Genomic DNA, 16293 nt, shown 5'->3' with positions numbered 1-16293 from the left:
GATCGCGCAGGCGCAATGCGGCAGAGCGGGGCCGACCCTCGATGTGAAGTGATCACGATCAGTGACGGCCTGGGTGGGGTGGCCTGCGCTTACGTGACCCCTCGTGGCTGGCTGGGTATCCACTGTAGCCGATCGAGGGGCATCCGGGACCCCCTACTTTGCTTATCAACAATTTCCCGTGTGGGCTTCCTGATCTTGTAGGGGGTTGACTGGAGTCGATTCACGGTGGATTGTTGTGCGAGCGAAATTGACCGATCCGGATGGTGGGGGAGCGGTATGGAGCGGGTCGTGCTACTCGACCAGGACGGCCAAGTCGTAGGTGAGCAGGACAAATATGCCGTCCATCATGGAGGCACGCCGCTCCACCTCGCATTCTCCTGTTACGTGTTCAGCAATAGTGGGCATTTCCTGATGTCGCGCCGATCGTTGCGGAAAAAGACGTGGCCAGGTATATGGACCAACAGCTTCTGCGGCCACCCCGCCCCAGGTGAGGCGATGGCCGACGCGGTCCACCGGCGGGCAGCCGCCGAGCTTGGCCTCACGCTGAGCAACCTTCGTCTGGTGCTTCCCCGCTTCCGCTACCGCGCCGAACTCGACGGTGTGGTCGAGAACGAGATGTGCCCGGTGTACGTGGCCCGCGCGGTGGGCGACCCGGTGCCGAACCCGGACGAGGTCGACCGGGTCGACTGGGTCGACTGGGACTCCTTCCGGGAGCGGGTCCGCACCGACCCGGCCCTGTCCCCGTGGTGCCGGTTGCAGGTCGGCGAACTGGCAGGGCTCGGTCCGGTGCCGGGTGAGTGGCCCACCGGCGACGACGCCGAGCTGCCTCCCGCAGCCAGGGTCGCGGTCGCCGGGCACGGCTGACCAGATGGCGTCTCACGAGCCGCGGACGGCCACGACGAACTGGGCGCGTTACGTCGCCTACGTCGGCGGCCACCGGCGCTGGTTCCTGCTCCTGGCCGCGCTCATCCCGCTCGACGTCGGCACCCAGTTGGTGGCACCGCAGGTCGTACGCCGGTTCATCGACGCGGCGGTGGGCGGCCGGTCGCAGGCCGAGCTGGCCGGATACGCCGTGGTCTTCGTGGTGCTCGCGGTCGTCCGGCAGGTGCTGTCGACAGGCACCGGCTGGGTCTCCGGCCGGGTCGCCTGGCGAACCACCAACGAGGTACGTCGTGACCTGCTCGCGCACGTCCTGCGGCAGGGGCCGACGTTCTTCCTCCGGCACCCGCCCGGGGAACTGGTCGACCGGATGGACGGAGACGTCACCCGGCTGGCCAAGCTGATGTCCGAACTGGTGCTCGACATCGCCGTCCAACTGCTGATGATCATCGGGATCGTCGCGGCGCTGTTCCTGCTCGACTGGCGGTACGGCGCGCTGTTCACCCCGCTCGCCCTGGTGATGCTCCTGCTGCTGCGCCGGCTGCTCGGCCGCGCGGTGCCGCTCATCGCCGACCGGCAACGGGCGGAGGCGGGCCTGCTCGGCTATCTCGAGGAGAACCTGACCGGGCGGGAGGACCTGAACGCCAACGGCGGGACGACCCACGCCCTCCAGACGGCCTGGGAGCGGATCACGCACCACTACCGGCTCGCCCGGCGGGCCGCCCGCGCCACGGTCACCTGGCCGGCGGCCGTCCAGGTGCTCACCGCCGTCAACCTCTGCGCGGCACTGGCCGTCGGTGTGTGGCTCAGCCAGCACCGGGGCGTCAGCGTCGGCACCGTCTTCGCCGGCCTGTCGTACGCGATCCTGCTGCGGATGCCCCTGGTCAGCATCACCTCGCGGTTCCAGGACGTGCAGAACGTCCTGGGCAGCGTCCGCCGCGTCGAGGAACTGTTCGCCGAGGCCCACGTCGTCCCCGACGGCGGTGGCACCCTCCCGCCCGGACGCGGCGCGGTGAGCTTCACCGGCGTCACCTTCGCCTACGACGACCGTCCGGTGCTGTCGGACATCTCGTTCACGATCCCGGCCGGCCGTCGGGTGGCGCTGGTCGGGCGCAGCGGCGGCGGGAAGTCGACCATCCTGCGGATGCTGTTCCGCCAGTACGACCCGCAGGCCGGGACGGTGTCGGTCGGTGGGGTGGACGTCCGGCGGCTGGACGTCGTCGCGTTGCGCTCCCGCATCACGCTCGTCACTCAGGACGTACACGTCATCGCCGGCACGCTGCGCGACAACCTGACCTTCTACGACGACCGGTGGCCCGACGGGGAACTGCGCCACGCGGTGGAGGAGGTCGGCCTGGGCACCTGGTACGCCGCCCTGCCCGACGGCCTCGACACCCGGATCGGGCCGGGTGGGGCCGGGCTGTCCGCCGGCGAGGAGCAGTTGCTCGCGCTGGCCCGCGCACTGCTGACCGACCCCGACATCGTGCTCCTCGACGAGCCGTCGGCCCGCCTCGACCCGCACGCGGAGCGGCGGCTGCGCCGCACGATGGAGCGGTTCATCGAGGGCCGTACGGCGCTCGTCATCGCCCACCGACCCGAGACGCTCACCATCGTCGACGACGTGATGGTGGTCGAGGAGGGCCGGGTCGTGAGCCTGACGCCCCGCCCGGACCCGACGGACGGCACCGACGGGCCGGTCGACCAGCGGTTCTTCGCAGGGCGGTCCTGATGACCACGACGGGCGGCGGCCGTGCCCGCCTGCTGCTGGCCGGTCGCGGACGCCGGTACGCCGTGCTCGCCGCCGTGTGGGCGGTGCTGCGCCTGGGCATGCTCGCCCTGGGACTGCTGATGCAGACGGCGTTCGACTCCCTCAGCGGCCAGTCGGCCGCCGGCCTCAACCTGTGGAGCGTCGTCGCGCTCGTCGCCGGCATCGAGGCCGCACGCATCTCGCTGCAGTTCAGCACGGTCGTGCCCTGGCTCGAACCACGCATGCAGTACCACACCGTCGGCGCGTTGCGGATGTCGCTGTTCGAGTCCCTGCTCGAACCGCCACCGCAGGCCGGACGCGGCAGCGTGGGCGAGGCCGTCGCGACCGTCGGCACCGACGCCGCCGACGCCGGCTTCTTCGTGGTGTGGTCACCGATCAACATCGCCCGCTGGCTCTTCGCAGTCGCCGCGATCACCATCATGATGCGTATCGACGTGCTCATCACGCTGAGCATCCTCGGGCTCTTCGTGCTGATCGTGGCGCTGATGCGTCTGGTGCACGGGCGGATGATGGCCTACCGCGAGCAGAGTCGCGCCCAGACCGCACGGGTCACCGAGGCGCTGCGCGAGGTGACGGGCGCGGCGCTGGGCGTGCAGGCCGCGCAGGCCGAGGACGCCGTCACCCGGCACCTCGACCGGCTCAACGCCGACCGGGCCAGGATCGCCGTCGCCGAGGAACTCGCCGTCGCCGTGCAGCGCAGCACCCTGCTGAACGCCGCTCCGCTCGGCACCGGGATCGTGCTGCTGATCGCCGCCCCGGCCCTCAGCAGCAACGAGCTGTCCATCGGCGACATGGTGCTGTTCACGTTCTACCTGCAACTGCTCGTCGACACGCTCGCCTCCCTCGGCGTGCTCACCGTCCAGTTGCAACGCGTGCTCGTCGCGCTGCGCCGGATGACGGCGATCACGGGTGGTCGGCTGCACCCCCGGCACGGGATGGATCTCGACCAGGGGCGACCCGGTGCGATGACAGGTGTCCCACCGCGGCGGCCACCCCCGCCGCCCGCTCCGGGCCCACCAACGATCACGGTCACGGACCTCACCGCACGGCACGACGGTGCGGCCCACGGACTGACCGGCGTCGGCTTCACGATGCCGGCCGGGCAACTGACGGTGGTGATGGGCCAGGTCGGCTCGGGCAAGACCACGCTGCTGCGGGCCCTGCTCGGTCAGGTGCCGGGGACGACCGGTGAGGTGCGCTGGGACGACGTCCCGCTGCCCGCCGACCGCCGCGCGGTGCTCGTGCCGCCCCGGTGCGCGTACACGCCGCAGGTGCCGCGACTGTTCACCGGCACCATCCGGGAGAACATCCTGCTCGGGCTGCCGGCGGACCGGCTGGCCGATGCGGTGTCCCGCGCCGCGCTCGACGCCGACCTGGCGACGATGCCCGACGGGCTCGACACGGTGATCGGGCCGCGCGGCCTGCGCCTCTCCGGTGGCCAGGCACAACGGGTGGCCGTGGCACGGATGCTCGTGCGCCGTACCCCGCTGGTGCTGTGCGACGACGTCTCCAGCGCACTCGATCCCGAGACGAGCGACGCCCTGTGGGAGGGGATCCTCCGCGACGGCGGGAGCACGGTCCTGGCGGTGTCCCACCGGCCCGAGGTGCTCCGCCGGGCCGCCCTCGTCGTCGTCCTGCACGACGGTCGCCTGACGGCGGTCGGGGCCCCGGCGGACCTGCTCGACAGCTCCGACGAGATACGCCGGCTCTGGTCCGCCGTGACCCACGACTAACCCATGCGGAGGCATCGATGTTCGAGCTAGTGACCCGGCCCGTCCGGTGGGCGATCCGGCGCGGCTACCAGCCCGCCGAGGGGGATCCGCCGCCCACCGGGTGCCTCGTGGTCCGCCCCGGACCGGTCGTCGTCCGGTCCGGAATCCCGGTCCGGGACGTGGCCGCGGCGCTCGGCGACGGCTTCGCCGGTGGGTTGGCGCTGGTCCTGCCGACCTACGTGGGGCGCGCCCCGCTGTCGAGCCACCGCGAGAGCGTCGAGGAACTCGTCAGCCAGCTCACCGACCTCCCCCCGACGGTGGCCGCCCGCCCGCTGGTGCTGGTCGTCGGCATGCAGTACCGCGACGACCAGCACGACGAGGCGGTCGAGCGGCTGCGCCGGCTGAGTGAGGTCGCCGCCTCCCCGGGCGGGTCGACCTTCGTCGGCATCGCGATGCCCCAGGCCGGGAAGAGCCGCATGCTCAACGCCGCCTTCGCCATGGCCACCGGCCTCGGCCTGGCCGGCGTGGCGTGGGTCGACGACGACGTCACGTTCAGCACCGGCTGCATCGGCCGGCTGTTCGAGGACTTCCTCGACCGGGGCGCCCGGGGCTCGGTCGGGGCGAGCAAGGTCCCCCAACCCAACCCCTACGCGGCGGCCCGGTTGCTGCACCGGGGCAAGGGGATCACCAAGACGCCGAAGTTCAGCTACCCGCACGGCTGCTGCATGGTGGTCGACGCCGACCTGGCGGCCCGGGGCATCCCGGACCGCTACACCTGTGAGGACGACTACTTCTGCTTCGCGCTGCTCGATCCGCGCGACGAGAACCCGCTGCACCGTACGCACATCGTCGCGGACGCCGTGAGCTACCACCTGACCGGCGGCCCGGCGGGTGAGATCAGACAGCGCGTCAACCGTTCGCTGCTGACCGCGGCGGTGCTGATGGCCGACTTTCCCGCCGACGTCGCCGGGCGGTACTGGCGCATGTACTTCTACGGGCTGTGGCCGCTGGCGCCCGCCGCCCGGGGCCAGGGCGTCCGCTTCGCGGCGAAGAAGTGGCTGCTCAAGTCGATCCACTTCGGCTGGTTCTCGACGGTGGCGCTGGGGCTGGCCGTACGCGGCGTCGCCGGTCGGCCCCGACGCGAGATCCCCTGGTCGGCATACACGAAGCACGCCAAGCCAACGGCCTCGTCGGTCCCGTTGTCTCCCACGATCTCCGGAGGGGAACGCGCATGACAGACATCGCGAAATACATCAAGCAACGCGCACAGGGCAAAGGTGTCCTGAACGTGCTCAGCGGGGTGTCCCGCACCTACCTCAACGGCACCGGAACCAAGACGCTCAGCGACGCCGCCTGGCTCAAGCAGAAGTCCAGCCGCACGCCACCGCAGTTCAGCATGATCGCGATCGAGACGATGAGCGGCTGCAACTACCGCTGCTCGTTCTGCCCCATCGGCACCATCAAGATGCCGTCCGGCCGGATGTCGATGGAACTCTACGAGTCGCTGCTCGACCAACTCGCCGACTTCACCGGCGTCATCCACCCGTACCTGTTCAACGAGCCGCTGCTGGACCGGCGGCTACCCGAGATGGTGCGGATGGCCAAGGAACGCACCAGGGCGTCGATCTCCATCCAGACCAACGGCTCCAAGCTCACCGAGGAACTGGCCGACGAGCTGACGAAGTACGCCACCGTCGTGGTCAACGACTACACCACCGACCTGTCGGTGCTGGAGAAGGTCCGCCGGTACCCGGCCCGACCCGAGCTGGTGCTGGTCGACCGCGACCCGGACGCCACCCTCACCAACCGGGCCGGCAACGTGCTGGGGCGGCCGACCGTGCTGCTCAACCAGTTCTGCGTCCGGCCGTTCAACGAGTTCTACATCACCCATGACGGCCGTGTCGTCCTGTGCTGCCAGGACTGGAGCGTGCAGGAGGTCATGGGCAACGTCAACGACAACACCATCGAGGAGATCTGGAACAACGAGAAGTACACCGCCCGCCGCGCGAGCCTGCTGCGAAAGGAGCGGACCGACCTATGCGCGAAGTGCGACTTCCCGGGAATCTGAGCACGGTCCCGGCCACCGCCCCGGTGCTGACGGCGCTGCGGGCGCAGGCCCCCGGGCTCCTGCACGTCGTCGATCCGTACAAGGTGCCGCTGGCCGAGGCGGTCGAGAAGGCACGGGCGATGGCCGACCTCGGTCATCCCGCGCTGCTGGTCGGCAGCACCGACAACCCCGCGTTCGACCAGCAGGTCGCCCCCTACGTCGCCGAGCTGCGCGAGCGGACCGACCTGCCACTCATCCTGCACTTCCCGTCGATACCCGGACGGGGCGCCCCGCTGTGTCCGGGCGCCGACGCGGTGCTGGTGCACGCGGTGCTGAACTCGGTGCGGTCGTTCTTCGTCACCGGGGGTCTGGCCGCCACCGCCCGCACCGCGACCGCGCTCGGGCAGGACGGACCCGAACTGCTGCGCTCGGCGTCGTTCGCCTTCGGCGCCGACGGCAAGACCCACGAGGCGGTCGGCGCCCGGCCGGCGGCCGAGGACGGCCTGGAACTGCCCCGGCTGGTGGCCGAGGTCGCCGCCGCCGACTTCGACCTCGCCTACCTGCTCTACCGGCACGGCCGGGTCCCCGACCGGGTGCTGCGTGCCTACCGGCGCGGCCTGGCACCCCAGCAGTTGCTCTTCGTCGGCGGCGGGGTCAACGCGTACCGTCAGGTCCGCGAGTACCACGACTGCGGCGTCGACTGGGTCGTCGTCGGCAACGGCCTGGAGACCGCCGACTGGCGGGACACCCTGCACGGCCTGTCCGGCCGTCCGGGTGGACGGGCCGGCGGCGCGGGCGACCCGGCCGTCCCCCCGGCGCTCGCCGCCGAGTTGCAGCGCGGGCTGCGCCGGCCCGTACGGTCCGACCCGGCCGGCCGGGCGGCCTACGCCACGAACGTCGGCCGGCTGCACGAGTTGCTACCGGCCGTGGTGACCCCGGTGACCTCGGCCGAGGAGGTCGCGCACGTCCTGCGGACCACCCGGGCGGCCGGCACACCCGTCGCGGTGCGGGGCAGTGGCCACTCCTTCGGCCGGCAGGGCCTGTCCGACGGCGGGGTGCTGATCGTCGGCGAGCCGGGGGACCCCGCAGTCCGGGTCCTCGACGACGGCACCGCCGAGGTGTCCGCCCGGGCCCCCTGGTACGCCGCCGAACTGGCCCTGAACGCCCAGGGACGCAGCATCCCGGTGCTGACCAACCACCTGACGGTCTCGATCGGCGGCACCCTGTCCGTCGGCGGGTACGGCGAGGGCACCATCACCCACGGCGGCCAGGTCGACCTGGTCCAGCGGTTCCGGCTGGTCCTGCCCGACGGGCAGCCGCGGTGGTGCTCGCCCACCGAGTCGCCGGAGCTGTTCCGCTACGGCATCGGCGCGCTGGGCACCCTGGGCGTGCTGGACCGGGTGGTGCTGCGCACGGTCGAGCACCAGCGGCACACCACCATCGCCACCCAGCGGCATCCGTCCCTGACCGCCCTGGTGGCGGAGGTCGGGTGGATGGCGCAGGAGCAGCGCTCGCCGGTCGACCTCTTCTCCGCCCAGCACTACGAGGGGGGTTTCGTCGCCACGTACGGGATGCGCGGCGGCCCGCTGCCGCAGCGGCTGCAGGGGCGCGCCGAGACCCGCGTCGAGGCCGACTGGCCGCTGCGGTCCATGCGGGAGTCCCGGCGCAACCCGGCCGACCCGTCGGTGCACTTCATCTGGGCCGACTACTGCCTGTCGTTGCCGGCCGCGGCCGAGTTCGCCCGCTTCCTCGACGCGGAGGTCCTGGCGGGCACCGGCTACCGGGAGGGTGGTGGCAGGCTGCTCATGCTCGGCGTGCACCGGCCCGAGCAGCGGCCGGGCGTGCCGTTCACCCCGGCGGCCGGTCTGCGGGGCCTGGCGCTCGGCTTCGGACTGTACTTCAGCGTCCCGCGCGGGGACCGGCCCGCCGTCGACCGGGTGCAGGGCCTGCACCGTCGGGTGCTGGCCGAGTGCCTCGCGCTCGGCGGGCGGCCCTACCTCGCCGGCTGGTACGACCTGACCGAAGCGGACCTGCAGTCGATGTACGGCGACGACCTCACCACCCTGCGCCGGCTGCGCCGGGAGTTGGACCCGCAGGGTCTGTTCAACCAGGGACTGCTGGCATGACACCGCGAGCGCGACGGAGGGAGTGGGCATGACCCGCAGCGTGCAGGTCATCTCGATGCGCACCTGGGGAGAGCTGGGGAACCTCCTGGCCGGGCGGACACTCGCCGCGACCCTGGCCGGCGGTCTCGACGACGTCGACGTCACCGTCGTCGAGGCCGAGACGATCTTCCCGCAGTTCGCCGAGGCCGGGGCCGCCATCCGTGAGCTGGTGGCGGCCCGGCTGCCCGCCGACGAGGTCCGGGCCGGCTACCTGAGCCTGATGGCCGACTTCACCAGCCGGCTGCCGGGCGGCCTGGACGACGACCCGGTGCCGGCGGCGACCGCCGACCGGTTGGCCGCCGTCGTCGAGCACTTCGCCACGACGAAGCCGGACCTGGTGATCGGCACCAAGGGGGTGATCTCCCGGCTGAGCCACGCCGCGCTGCGGGTCGCGGACCTGCCGACCCCGGTGGTCAACTACGTGACCAACGAGGGGCTGCTCCGGCTGCCGGTGCACCGGGCCCCGCACCTGCCCGTGCACCTGGTGCAGTTCGACCGGGCCCGGGACTATCTCGTCCGCGAGCACGGCTACCGGCCCGAGCGGGTCGTGCCGGTGGGCCGGCTGCTCGCGCAGGCCCAGGCCGCCCAGGTCTTCGAGGGCACCGGGCAGGCCGGCCGCATCGGTGCCACCGACGCCGACGCCATGGAGTCGGCGCTGGCCGAGGCGCGTACCCGGGTCCTGATCCTGTCCAACCGGGGCGGTCGGGAGTATCTCGCCGCCGTCGAGCGGATCGCCGGCGCCCACCCGGACGCGGCGCTGGTCTTCATCGCGTACAACAATCCGGCGATGGCCGCCGAGGCCGCCGAACTGCTGACCGAGTTGAAGGTGCCGGCCTGGCAGACCTTCGACCGGCTGGCGCAGGGCGACTACCTGCGGTACCTGTCCTGGCTGCACGCCGCCGACGCGCCACTGTTCATCTCCAAGACCGGACCGAACTCCATGCTGGAGGGGCTCTACTTCGGCATCCCGCAACTGCTGGTGCGCTCCGGTCTGCCGATGGAGGAGTGGGTTGGTCCGTTCCTCGCCGAGCACGGCGTCGGCCAGGGCTTCGACCGGATGGAGGATCTGGTCGACGTCGCGGTGCGCTGGCTGGGCGACCCCGACGAGCTGCCCCGACGCCGCCACCTGGCCTCCACCCTGGCCCGTACGCTGCTCGATCCGGACCGGGCCCGGCAGCGCACCGTGGCCGCCGTCGCCGCGGTGCTCGACGGCGGGCCGGTGCGGGTCGACGAGGAGGCCCCGTGCTCTCCGGAGTGAGCGGCCTGGACGACGAGTGGGCGGTCGCGCAGCGCGTCCTGCTGGAGCGGGTCACCGACCGGCTCGCCGGGACCGGCATGACGCCGGAGGGGCTGGAGTACGTCCGGCAGATGAAGGGCTATCCCCGGATTCCCTACTTCGCCGCGCTGTGGGTGCCGGACGCGGCGCTGCGGCAGGAACTGGGCATCGCGATCTGCACCCACGCGATGGGGATCAAGCTCGTCGACGACCTGATGGACGGCGACCAGCCGATCCGGCCCTGGGACCAGATCCTCGGCATGTTCCTCACCCAGAGCAGCACGGCGACCTTCGGCGCCCACCACCGGCCGGCCGAGGTGCTGCGGGTCTTCGACGAGGACTACGGGGTGATCTGGCGGGAGCAGATCAACGAGGCGGAACGCCCGGCACACGACCTGGACAGCTGGATCCACTACGCCAGCATCAAGTCGGGTCGGATGATGATGTGCTACGCCTCCGCCGCCTGCCTCGCCGCCGACGTCGTGGACCGGCTGCCCGCCGCGCGCGCGTTCTGCGAGGCGTTCGGCGTCCTGTTCATGATCGGTGACGACATCCGTGACCACCGCGACCTCGGAGAGACCGGTGGCAACCTGTGTCACCTGATCCGTAGCGGGCGGGTGAGCCGCGAGGCGGCCGTCGCGGCGACCCGCTGGTGGCGCGCGGAGGCGCTGCGCGCCCTGGCGGAGTTCCCACCCGAGTTCCCGATCGCCGGCTTCATGGCCGACTTCGCCGACCGTCTGATCACCTTTCTTCTGGAGGACGACCGTGTTGACGTTTCCTGAGTTCAAGGCCGAGATGGACGCCAGCCAGGCGCGGGTGGTCCAGCGGTGTCTCACCGAACTCACCAGCCTGGGCATGTCCCGCCAGGGGCTGGACTTCGTACGCGACCTGCCCGGCTACCCGCGTACCCCTTATTACACGACGCTGTGGGTGCACGACCCGCAGGTGCGCGCCGACCTCGGCGCGGGGGTATCGATCCACGCGGTCGGCGTGAAGCTGATCGACGACCTCATCGACGACGACCAGCCGCTCTCGCCGCGCGACCAGATCTTCGGCGTCCAGTTGCTCTCGGTCGGCACCACGCTGCTGGCCAGCCACCAGCGCCCGGTCGAGGTGCTGAAGACGCTCGAGGACGACTACCGGGACATCTGGCGGCAGGAGATCGTCGAGGTCGCCGCGCCCCGGCCGACCACCGTCGAGTCGTGGATCGCGGCGGCCCGGATCAAGGCAGGGGTGATGCTCGCCAACTACGCCGCGGTCAACTGCCTCGCGGGCGGGGTTCCCGAGCTGGTGGGGCCGGCCCGGGAGTTCGGTGAGGCACTGGGCGTGCTCTACATGATCGGCGACGACGCGGTCGACTTCGACGAGATCCAGGAGCGCGACGGGAACCTCGCCCACCTGGTCGCCACGGGCGCGGCCGACCTCACCGACGTCGCCGCCGCGATCGACGAGTGGCGCGACCGGGCCGTCGCGGCGGTGCGGCAGGGCGACCCGGTGTGCGACCTGGTGCCGTTCTTCGACCACTTCGCGGTGAAGCTCAAGGGCCTGCTCAGCCGGCCGGCGGCGACCGTCTGATGACGCCGCACCAACCGCTCGCCCGGCTGCTTGCCGGGAAACTGGTGGATCCGGCACCCGAGGGCTGCCAGCGGGACTTCGGCCGGCTGCACCGTCGGCAGCCGCAGGCGGTGGTCTACCCCGCCGGTGTCGCCGACGTGCAGGAGACGGTGCGGTACGCCCTCGCCGGCGGGCTGGCCGTCGTCGCCCGGGGAAACGGATGCAGCAGCAACGGGCAGAGCCTCACCGACAGCCTGCAACTGGACACCACCGCGTTGGACCGGATCGAGCTGGTCGACGCGGCGACGGTGCGGGTCGAGTCGGGGGTGCGCTGGGGAACCCTGCACCGCTGGCTGCACGAGCACGGCCTCGCCCTGGCGGTCGTGACCAGCAACGAACACGCCACGGTCGGCGGGACGCTGTCGGTCGGCGGGTTCGGGCCGACGTCGCCCTTCGTCGGTTCGGTCGTCGACCAGGTGACGGCGCTGGATGTCGTCACGGGTGACGGCGCGCTCGTGCGCGCGACCGCCGACGGGCCGCACCGGGAGTTGTTCCGGTACGCGCTCTGCGGCCTCGGCCAGGTGGCGGTGATCGTCCGGGCCGACCTGCGGGTGGTCCCCGCCCAACCGGCCGTCCTGGTCCGCCGGCTCGGCGGCGACGACCTCGCCACCGTGGCGGAGCACGTGTGGGGCGACGAGCGGCTGCGGGTGTGTCGTACGGTGTTCTCCACCGCCGCCGGCCGGTGGAAGGTCGAGGTCGGCCGGGCTGCGGGTGACGCGGCGGCCGGGCCGGACGAGACCCCGGTCGCCGACTACCACCAGCGGCTGTTCGAGGCGGAGGCGGGATTCTCCGTCGGCATCGCCCGCGCCCAGGTCGCCGCAGGGCTGCTGGCCGACGCCGCCGACGCGCGTCGGCTGTGGAGCGACTTCTTCCTGCCGATGGAGAACGCCGACGCCTTCTTCGCCGCCGTCCGCGACAGGTTCGCCGACCCCGCGGTGATCCCGGTGGTCAACGGCACGTTCCTGCGTCCCGGGGACCGGCCCCGGCCACCGCTGAGCCCGTTGCCCGCTGCCGACCGGGTACGAACGTTCGGCTTCTACTGCATCGTGCCTCCGGACCGGGTGGACGCCTACCGGGAGCACTTCGACGCGGCGGGGGCGCTCTGTCACGACCTCGGCGGCCGGGTCTACCTGCACGGCTACCACCGGGTGGAGCGGGACTTCTACCGGGCCCAGTTCGGTGCGCCGACCGTCGACCGGTGGCGGGAGGTGAAGCGCCGCTACGACCCGGGAACCGTGCTCGGCCCACGGCTGCCGATCTGAACCGTCCCGTGGCCCGGCCGGCCCGCGTCCGCCCGCGCGGTGCCGGCCGGGCCGAACCGGCCCGGGTCGGGGGCGTCGGTCCGATCCGCCGCACGATCGATGTCGATCGATTATCGTCAGATCCTGCGAGGTGCACCGCCACCCGGCGTCGACCTGCGTCCTCGCTCCGCCGCGCAGCGGTGCGCCGTACCCCGGAGGAGCCACCACCGCCATGAGACCGACGAGCAGCCTTCCCGGCGTCGCCGCGGCAGCCGTGACCCTGGCCGCCGCCCTGGCCGGGGTCAGCGCACCCGGCGCCGGCGCGACCCCGCCCTCATCCACCGCCGTGCCGGGCAGCCCGCCACCGAGCAGTCCCGTGCCGGGCGACCCGGCACCGAGCGGGGCCGCCTGCACCATCCGGTACTCGGCCTACACCTGGGAAACCTACCTGACGAGCAGCATCACCATCGTCAACACCGGCGCCACCACGGTCACCTCCTGGCGGCTGACGTTTCCGCTGCCCGCCGGGCAACGCATCACGACCGGCTGGAACGCGGTGTATTCGCCGTCGAGTGGCACCGTCACGGCCCGTGGCCACGACGACCACGTCACCATCGGGCCGGGTGGGGCGATCGCCATCGGGTTCGTGGCCGACCACACCGGTGACACCGGCAGCCCGTCCTCGTTCGCCCTCAACGGGACGCCCTGCGCGCTCGGCTGAGCCGGCGGTCAGGCGACGACGTCGTTCCGCAGGTGTCAGTGGGCCGACGGCGGCCAGCGGTGCGTACGCCACGCGTGCCAGGTCGGGAATCCCGCCGGGGGAGCATCGACGGGCTCGCTGCCGTCGAGTTCCCCCGGTGTGGGGACGTCGAGGCGGGCGGCCCACCCGGCGAGTTCCTCGTCCGTCATGGGCCAGGTCGTGTGCGGCGCGTCGGCCTGGCGTCGGTCACGCCGGATGCGCTGCTGCGACGGGGTGAGGGTGCAGTAGCGCAGCTCCACCCGCGCGCCGAGGTCCGCTGCGGCCTGGCGCAGGGCGGAACGTTCGTCGCGGCTCCAGAGGCCGAAGTCGAGCACGACATTGGTGCCGAGTTCGAGGGCGCGTAGTGCGATCCCGATGAGCCGTCCCTCGATCACGGCCCCCGCCAGGGGTGGGTTCCTTGGCCCGTAGAGCGCCTTCACCCACTCGTCCTTCGTCAGGCGAAGGGCATCGTGTTCGACCTCGATACGCCGCGCCGCCGTGGTCTTCCCGGTGCAGGGGAGTCCCACGGTCAGGAACAGTGTCGGTCGCCCCATCGTCACCCTCCGGTCGGCGCGCCCCATCATCGCTCGTCTCCGCGCCTGCCGCTCGTGGTTGCGGCGGTGGGCGCCGGCTGTTCAGGCCGCTGCGCCGCCATCCGACGGTGCGCTACGGCGCAGTTCGCGCAGGACACCGTGGCGGTGCAGGGCCCAGGCGAGGCGGGGAACGGCCGGGTGGCGGAGGAACAGCACGGCGGCGCGGCGGACCAGGCCGACCCGGTCGGCGTCCACCTGGTTCTCGACCGCCTGCCAGATCAGTTCGCGTACCCGGGCGTCGTCCAGCACGGCGCGTACCTCACGCCGCACCTTGGGGTCCTCGGCCGCCGCGGTGACGGCGGCAGCCTGACCCGGCCGGTCGGCATGCGGTCGCACCACCGCCGCGAGGAGGGGACGGCGTACCGCGTCGCGTTCCAGCAGCAGCAACACCGCTTCCCGGATCTCGGTCGTGTCCAGGCTGGACCGCAGCAGCCGCAGCAGGCTGCGTTCCACCTCGCGGTCGTGGTCCGGGACGGAGAGCGCGGCCAGGAGCAGCGCCACCTCGTCGAGGTCGACGACGTGGCGCACCCCGTCGCGGAACTCCGGTAGGCCCCAGGCCGCCTGTAGGGCCGTCACGAGATCGCGGTTCACGGCCCTCCGCTACCCGCAACGGGCAACGGGCAAAACCCCGACCGGCCGGTTGGGGTGGCGGTGATCCCGTCGTGTGGCGCATAATTATCGTACGCGTATAGTTTATCTGTAGGAAAACAATGAGGAGCTGGCATGGTCCAGACGGAGCCGAGCAGGCGTGGCGCACTGATCGCAGTGGCCCTGGCGCAGTTCATGGTCACCCTGGACATGACAATCGTTAATGTCGCGCTGCCGTCGCTCGATGCTGATCTCGGCTTCGGAGAGACTCAGCTGCCCTGGGTCGTCAACATCTACGCCCTGCTGTTCGGCGGCTTCCTCATGCTCGGCGGCCGCGCGGCCGACCTGTTCGGCCAGCGCCGCCTGCTGCTGAGCGGCACGGTGCTCTTCGCGTTCGCGTCGCTGATGGGTGGCCTGGCGCAGGCACCGTGGCAGCTGATCGTGGCCCGGGCCCTGCAGGGCGCGGGCGCCGCCATGATGGCGCCGGCCGCACTCGCCGTGCTCACGCTGACCCAGCGTGAGGGCCGGGAACGCATCCGTGCCCTGGGCGTCTACGCCGCTGTCTCGGCTGTAGGCGGCGCGGCCGGGGTGCTCAGTGGCGGCCTGCTCACCCAGTACGCGGGTTGGCGATGGGTGATGTTGGTCAACGTTCCGATGGCCGCCTGCGTTGTCCTGCTCGCCCTGACGGGCGTGCCGGGTGGGTTGCTCAGCGCTCCGCTCGGTCGCAAGTTGGACATCGGTGGCGCGGTGCTGGTCACCGCTGGTGTGGGCACCCTGGTGCTCGGGCTCGTCCGCACCGAACAGCACGGCTGGGGTTCGACCACGACCCTGCTCACCCTCGGCGCGGCCGTGCTGCTGCTCGTGCTCTTCGTGCTGTGGGAGACCCGGGGTGTCAAGGGCGACCCGCTCGTACGGCTCGGCCTGCTCACCAAGCGCAATGTGGCCGGTGCCAACCTCTTCATCCTGCTGCTCTGCGCGGGTCAGTTCGCGGCCTTCTACTTCATCTCGCTCTATCTGCAGGAGGTGCTGCGCTTCGACGCGGCGCGCGCCGGTGCCGCCTTCCTGCCGCTGACGCTCACCGTGGTGGTGGCGATCAACATTTCGACCCGGTTGCTTCCCCGGACCGGCCCCAGGGCGCTGCTGGTGGCTGGTGGCCTGCTCGCCGCGGTGGGCTTCGCCTGGTTCGGGGCGCTCGACGTCGACGGCAGCTTCGTGGCCGACCTGCTGGGCCCCTCGATCCTCACCGGCCTGGGCATGGGCATCTCGTTCGTGCCGCTGACCGGAGCCGCAGTCGGTGGTCTGCCCCGGCACGAGGCCGGCATGGCCTCGGCCGTACTCAACAGCTCCCGCCAGATCGGCGGTGCTCTCGGCCTGGCCGCCCTGGTCACCGCGCAGACCACGTACACGGCCCAACGCCGATCCGCCGGTGACCCGCCGCTGGACGCGCTGACCGGTGGATTCGGCGTCGGCCTCACGCTGTCAGGCGCGCTGTTGTTCATCGCCGCCCTCGTGGCACTGTTCGTTCTCCCTGGTAAGCGGGCCGTCGGCCGCCCGGCCGGTGGACCGGCGGTCCGGCGCGGCGCCGCGTCGTCTTCCCCCAAGACGACGACCGCGCCCGCCGGGCCGCTCTCGGATCGTGCTGCCTCACCCCTCAGCGAATCGAGGTGACGA

General features: G+C 71.9%; 14 protein-coding genes. 12 read left to right on the top strand and 2 right to left on the bottom strand.

All coding sequences use genetic code 11. From position 1 onward, the window contains the following. The first annotated feature begins 276 nt into the window (after positions 1-276). The 11 genes from idi to ACN260_RS17235 all read left to right on the top strand — a co-directional run bounded on the left by idi (position 277) and on the right by ACN260_RS17235 (position 13423). Positions 277-864, top strand: a complete 588-nt coding sequence (idi, locus tag ACN260_RS17285; protein WP_422752094.1) for an isopentenyl-diphosphate Delta-isomerase — start codon at positions 277-279, stop codon at positions 862-864. 4 nt (positions 865-868) lie between these two features. After that, a complete protein-coding gene (locus ACN260_RS17280; protein WP_422752093.1) occupies positions 869-2608 on the top strand; it encodes an ABC transporter ATP-binding protein in 1740 nt (579 codons plus the stop codon). After that, positions 2608-4380: an ATP-binding cassette domain-containing protein gene (locus tag ACN260_RS17275; RefSeq protein WP_422752092.1), complete on the top strand. Its 1773-nt coding sequence runs from the start codon at positions 2608-2610 to the stop codon at positions 4378-4380. Before ACN260_RS17280 ends, ACN260_RS17275 begins: the two co-directional genes overlap by 1 nt. Positions 4381-4397: 17 nt before the next feature. Beyond that, on the top strand, positions 4398-5594 hold the full coding sequence (locus tag ACN260_RS17270; protein ID WP_422752091.1) for a glycosyltransferase: 1197 nt from the start codon (positions 4398-4400) through the stop codon (positions 5592-5594). Continuing rightward, a complete protein-coding gene (locus tag ACN260_RS17265) occupies positions 5591-6427 on the top strand; it encodes a radical SAM/SPASM domain-containing protein (protein ID WP_204926682.1) in 837 nt (278 codons plus the stop codon). Before ACN260_RS17270 ends, ACN260_RS17265 begins: the two co-directional genes overlap by 4 nt. Next, positions 6397-8532, top strand: a complete 2136-nt coding sequence (locus tag ACN260_RS17260; protein ID WP_422752090.1) for a geranylgeranylglyceryl/heptaprenylglyceryl phosphate synthase — start codon at positions 6397-6399, stop codon at positions 8530-8532. Before ACN260_RS17265 ends, ACN260_RS17260 begins: the two co-directional genes overlap by 31 nt. 28 nt (positions 8533-8560) lie before the next feature. After that, positions 8561-9829 (top strand): hypothetical protein, encoded by a 1269-nt coding sequence (locus tag ACN260_RS17255; RefSeq protein WP_422752089.1) that lies wholly within the window; start codon positions 8561-8563, stop codon positions 9827-9829. Next, positions 9814-10629 carry a hypothetical protein gene (locus ACN260_RS17250; RefSeq protein WP_422752088.1) on the top strand — a complete coding sequence of 272 codons (816 nt, stop codon included), beginning with the start codon at positions 9814-9816 and terminating at the stop codon, positions 10627-10629. Before ACN260_RS17255 ends, ACN260_RS17250 begins: the two co-directional genes overlap by 16 nt. Next, the gene (locus tag ACN260_RS17245) at positions 10613-11422 is read left to right on the top strand and encodes a hypothetical protein (RefSeq protein ID WP_422752087.1); all 810 of its coding nucleotides are present in this window, start codon (positions 10613-10615) and stop codon (positions 11420-11422) included. The genes ACN260_RS17250 and ACN260_RS17245 overlap by 17 nt, the downstream gene beginning before the upstream one ends. Beyond that, positions 11422-12723, top strand: a complete 1302-nt coding sequence (locus tag ACN260_RS17240; protein ID WP_422752086.1) for an FAD-binding oxidoreductase — start codon at positions 11422-11424, stop codon at positions 12721-12723. The genes ACN260_RS17245 and ACN260_RS17240 overlap by 1 nt, the downstream gene beginning before the upstream one ends. Positions 12724-12934: 211 nt before the next feature. Then, positions 12935-13423: a cellulose binding domain-containing protein gene (locus ACN260_RS17235; protein ID WP_422752085.1), complete on the top strand. Its 489-nt coding sequence runs from the start codon at positions 12935-12937 to the stop codon at positions 13421-13423. Between the two features lie 35 nt (positions 13424-13458). Here the strand turns inward: ACN260_RS17235 and ACN260_RS17230 are convergent, their stop codons facing one another. Together ACN260_RS17230 and ACN260_RS17225 are read right to left on the bottom strand one after the other, a co-directional pair. Further along, the gene (locus ACN260_RS17230) at positions 13459-13995 is read right to left on the bottom strand and encodes an AAA family ATPase (RefSeq protein WP_422752084.1); all 537 of its coding nucleotides are present in this window, start codon (positions 13993-13995) and stop codon (positions 13459-13461) included. An 81-nt stretch (positions 13996-14076) separates the two neighbouring features. Next, the gene (locus ACN260_RS17225; RefSeq protein WP_422752083.1) at positions 14077-14625 is read right to left on the bottom strand and encodes a hypothetical protein; all 549 of its coding nucleotides are present in this window, start codon (positions 14623-14625) and stop codon (positions 14077-14079) included. Between the two features lie 132 nt (positions 14626-14757). On the opposite strand from ACN260_RS17225, the gene ACN260_RS17220 reads away from it, so the two are divergent. Further along, a complete protein-coding gene (locus tag ACN260_RS17220; protein ID WP_422752082.1) occupies positions 14758-16290 on the top strand; it encodes an MFS transporter in 1533 nt (510 codons plus the stop codon). Positions 16291-16293 lie beyond the last annotated feature (3 nt).

Source organism: Micromonospora sp. WMMD708 (assembly GCF_049315245.1).
Lineage (GTDB): Bacteria > Actinomycetota > Actinomycetes > Mycobacteriales > Micromonosporaceae > Micromonospora > Micromonospora wenchangensis.
This window is presented reverse-complemented; position numbering and strand designations above follow the sequence as displayed.

Bases quoted from the DNA above. Each gene is read 5' to 3' on its own strand.
- idi (WP_422752094.1), top strand. From the start codon at position 277: ATGGAGCGGGTCGTGCTACTCGACCAGGACGGCCAAGTCGTAGGTGAG.
- ACN260_RS17280 (WP_422752093.1), top strand. From the start codon at position 869: ATGGCGTCTCACGAGCCGCGGACGGCCACGACGAACTGGGCGCGTTAC.
- ACN260_RS17275 (WP_422752092.1), top strand. From the start codon at position 2,608: ATGACCACGACGGGCGGCGGCCGTGCCCGCCTGCTGCTGGCCGGTCGC.
- ACN260_RS17270 (WP_422752091.1), top strand. From the start codon at position 4,398: ATGTTCGAGCTAGTGACCCGGCCCGTCCGGTGGGCGATCCGGCGCGGC.
- ACN260_RS17265 (WP_204926682.1), top strand. From the start codon at position 5,591: ATGACAGACATCGCGAAATACATCAAGCAACGCGCACAGGGCAAAGGT.
- ACN260_RS17260 (WP_422752090.1), top strand. From the start codon at position 6,397: ATGCGCGAAGTGCGACTTCCCGGGAATCTGAGCACGGTCCCGGCCACC.
- ACN260_RS17255 (WP_422752089.1), top strand. From the start codon at position 8,561: ATGACCCGCAGCGTGCAGGTCATCTCGATGCGCACCTGGGGAGAGCTG.
- ACN260_RS17240 (WP_422752086.1), top strand. From the start codon at position 11,422: ATGACGCCGCACCAACCGCTCGCCCGGCTGCTTGCCGGGAAACTGGTG.
- ACN260_RS17235 (WP_422752085.1), top strand. From the start codon at position 12,935: ATGAGACCGACGAGCAGCCTTCCCGGCGTCGCCGCGGCAGCCGTGACC.
- ACN260_RS17230 (WP_422752084.1), bottom strand. From the start codon at position 13,995: ATGGGGCGACCGACACTGTTCCTGACCGTGGGACTCCCCTGCACCGGG.
- ACN260_RS17220 (WP_422752082.1), top strand. From the start codon at position 14,758: ATGGTCCAGACGGAGCCGAGCAGGCGTGGCGCACTGATCGCAGTGGCC.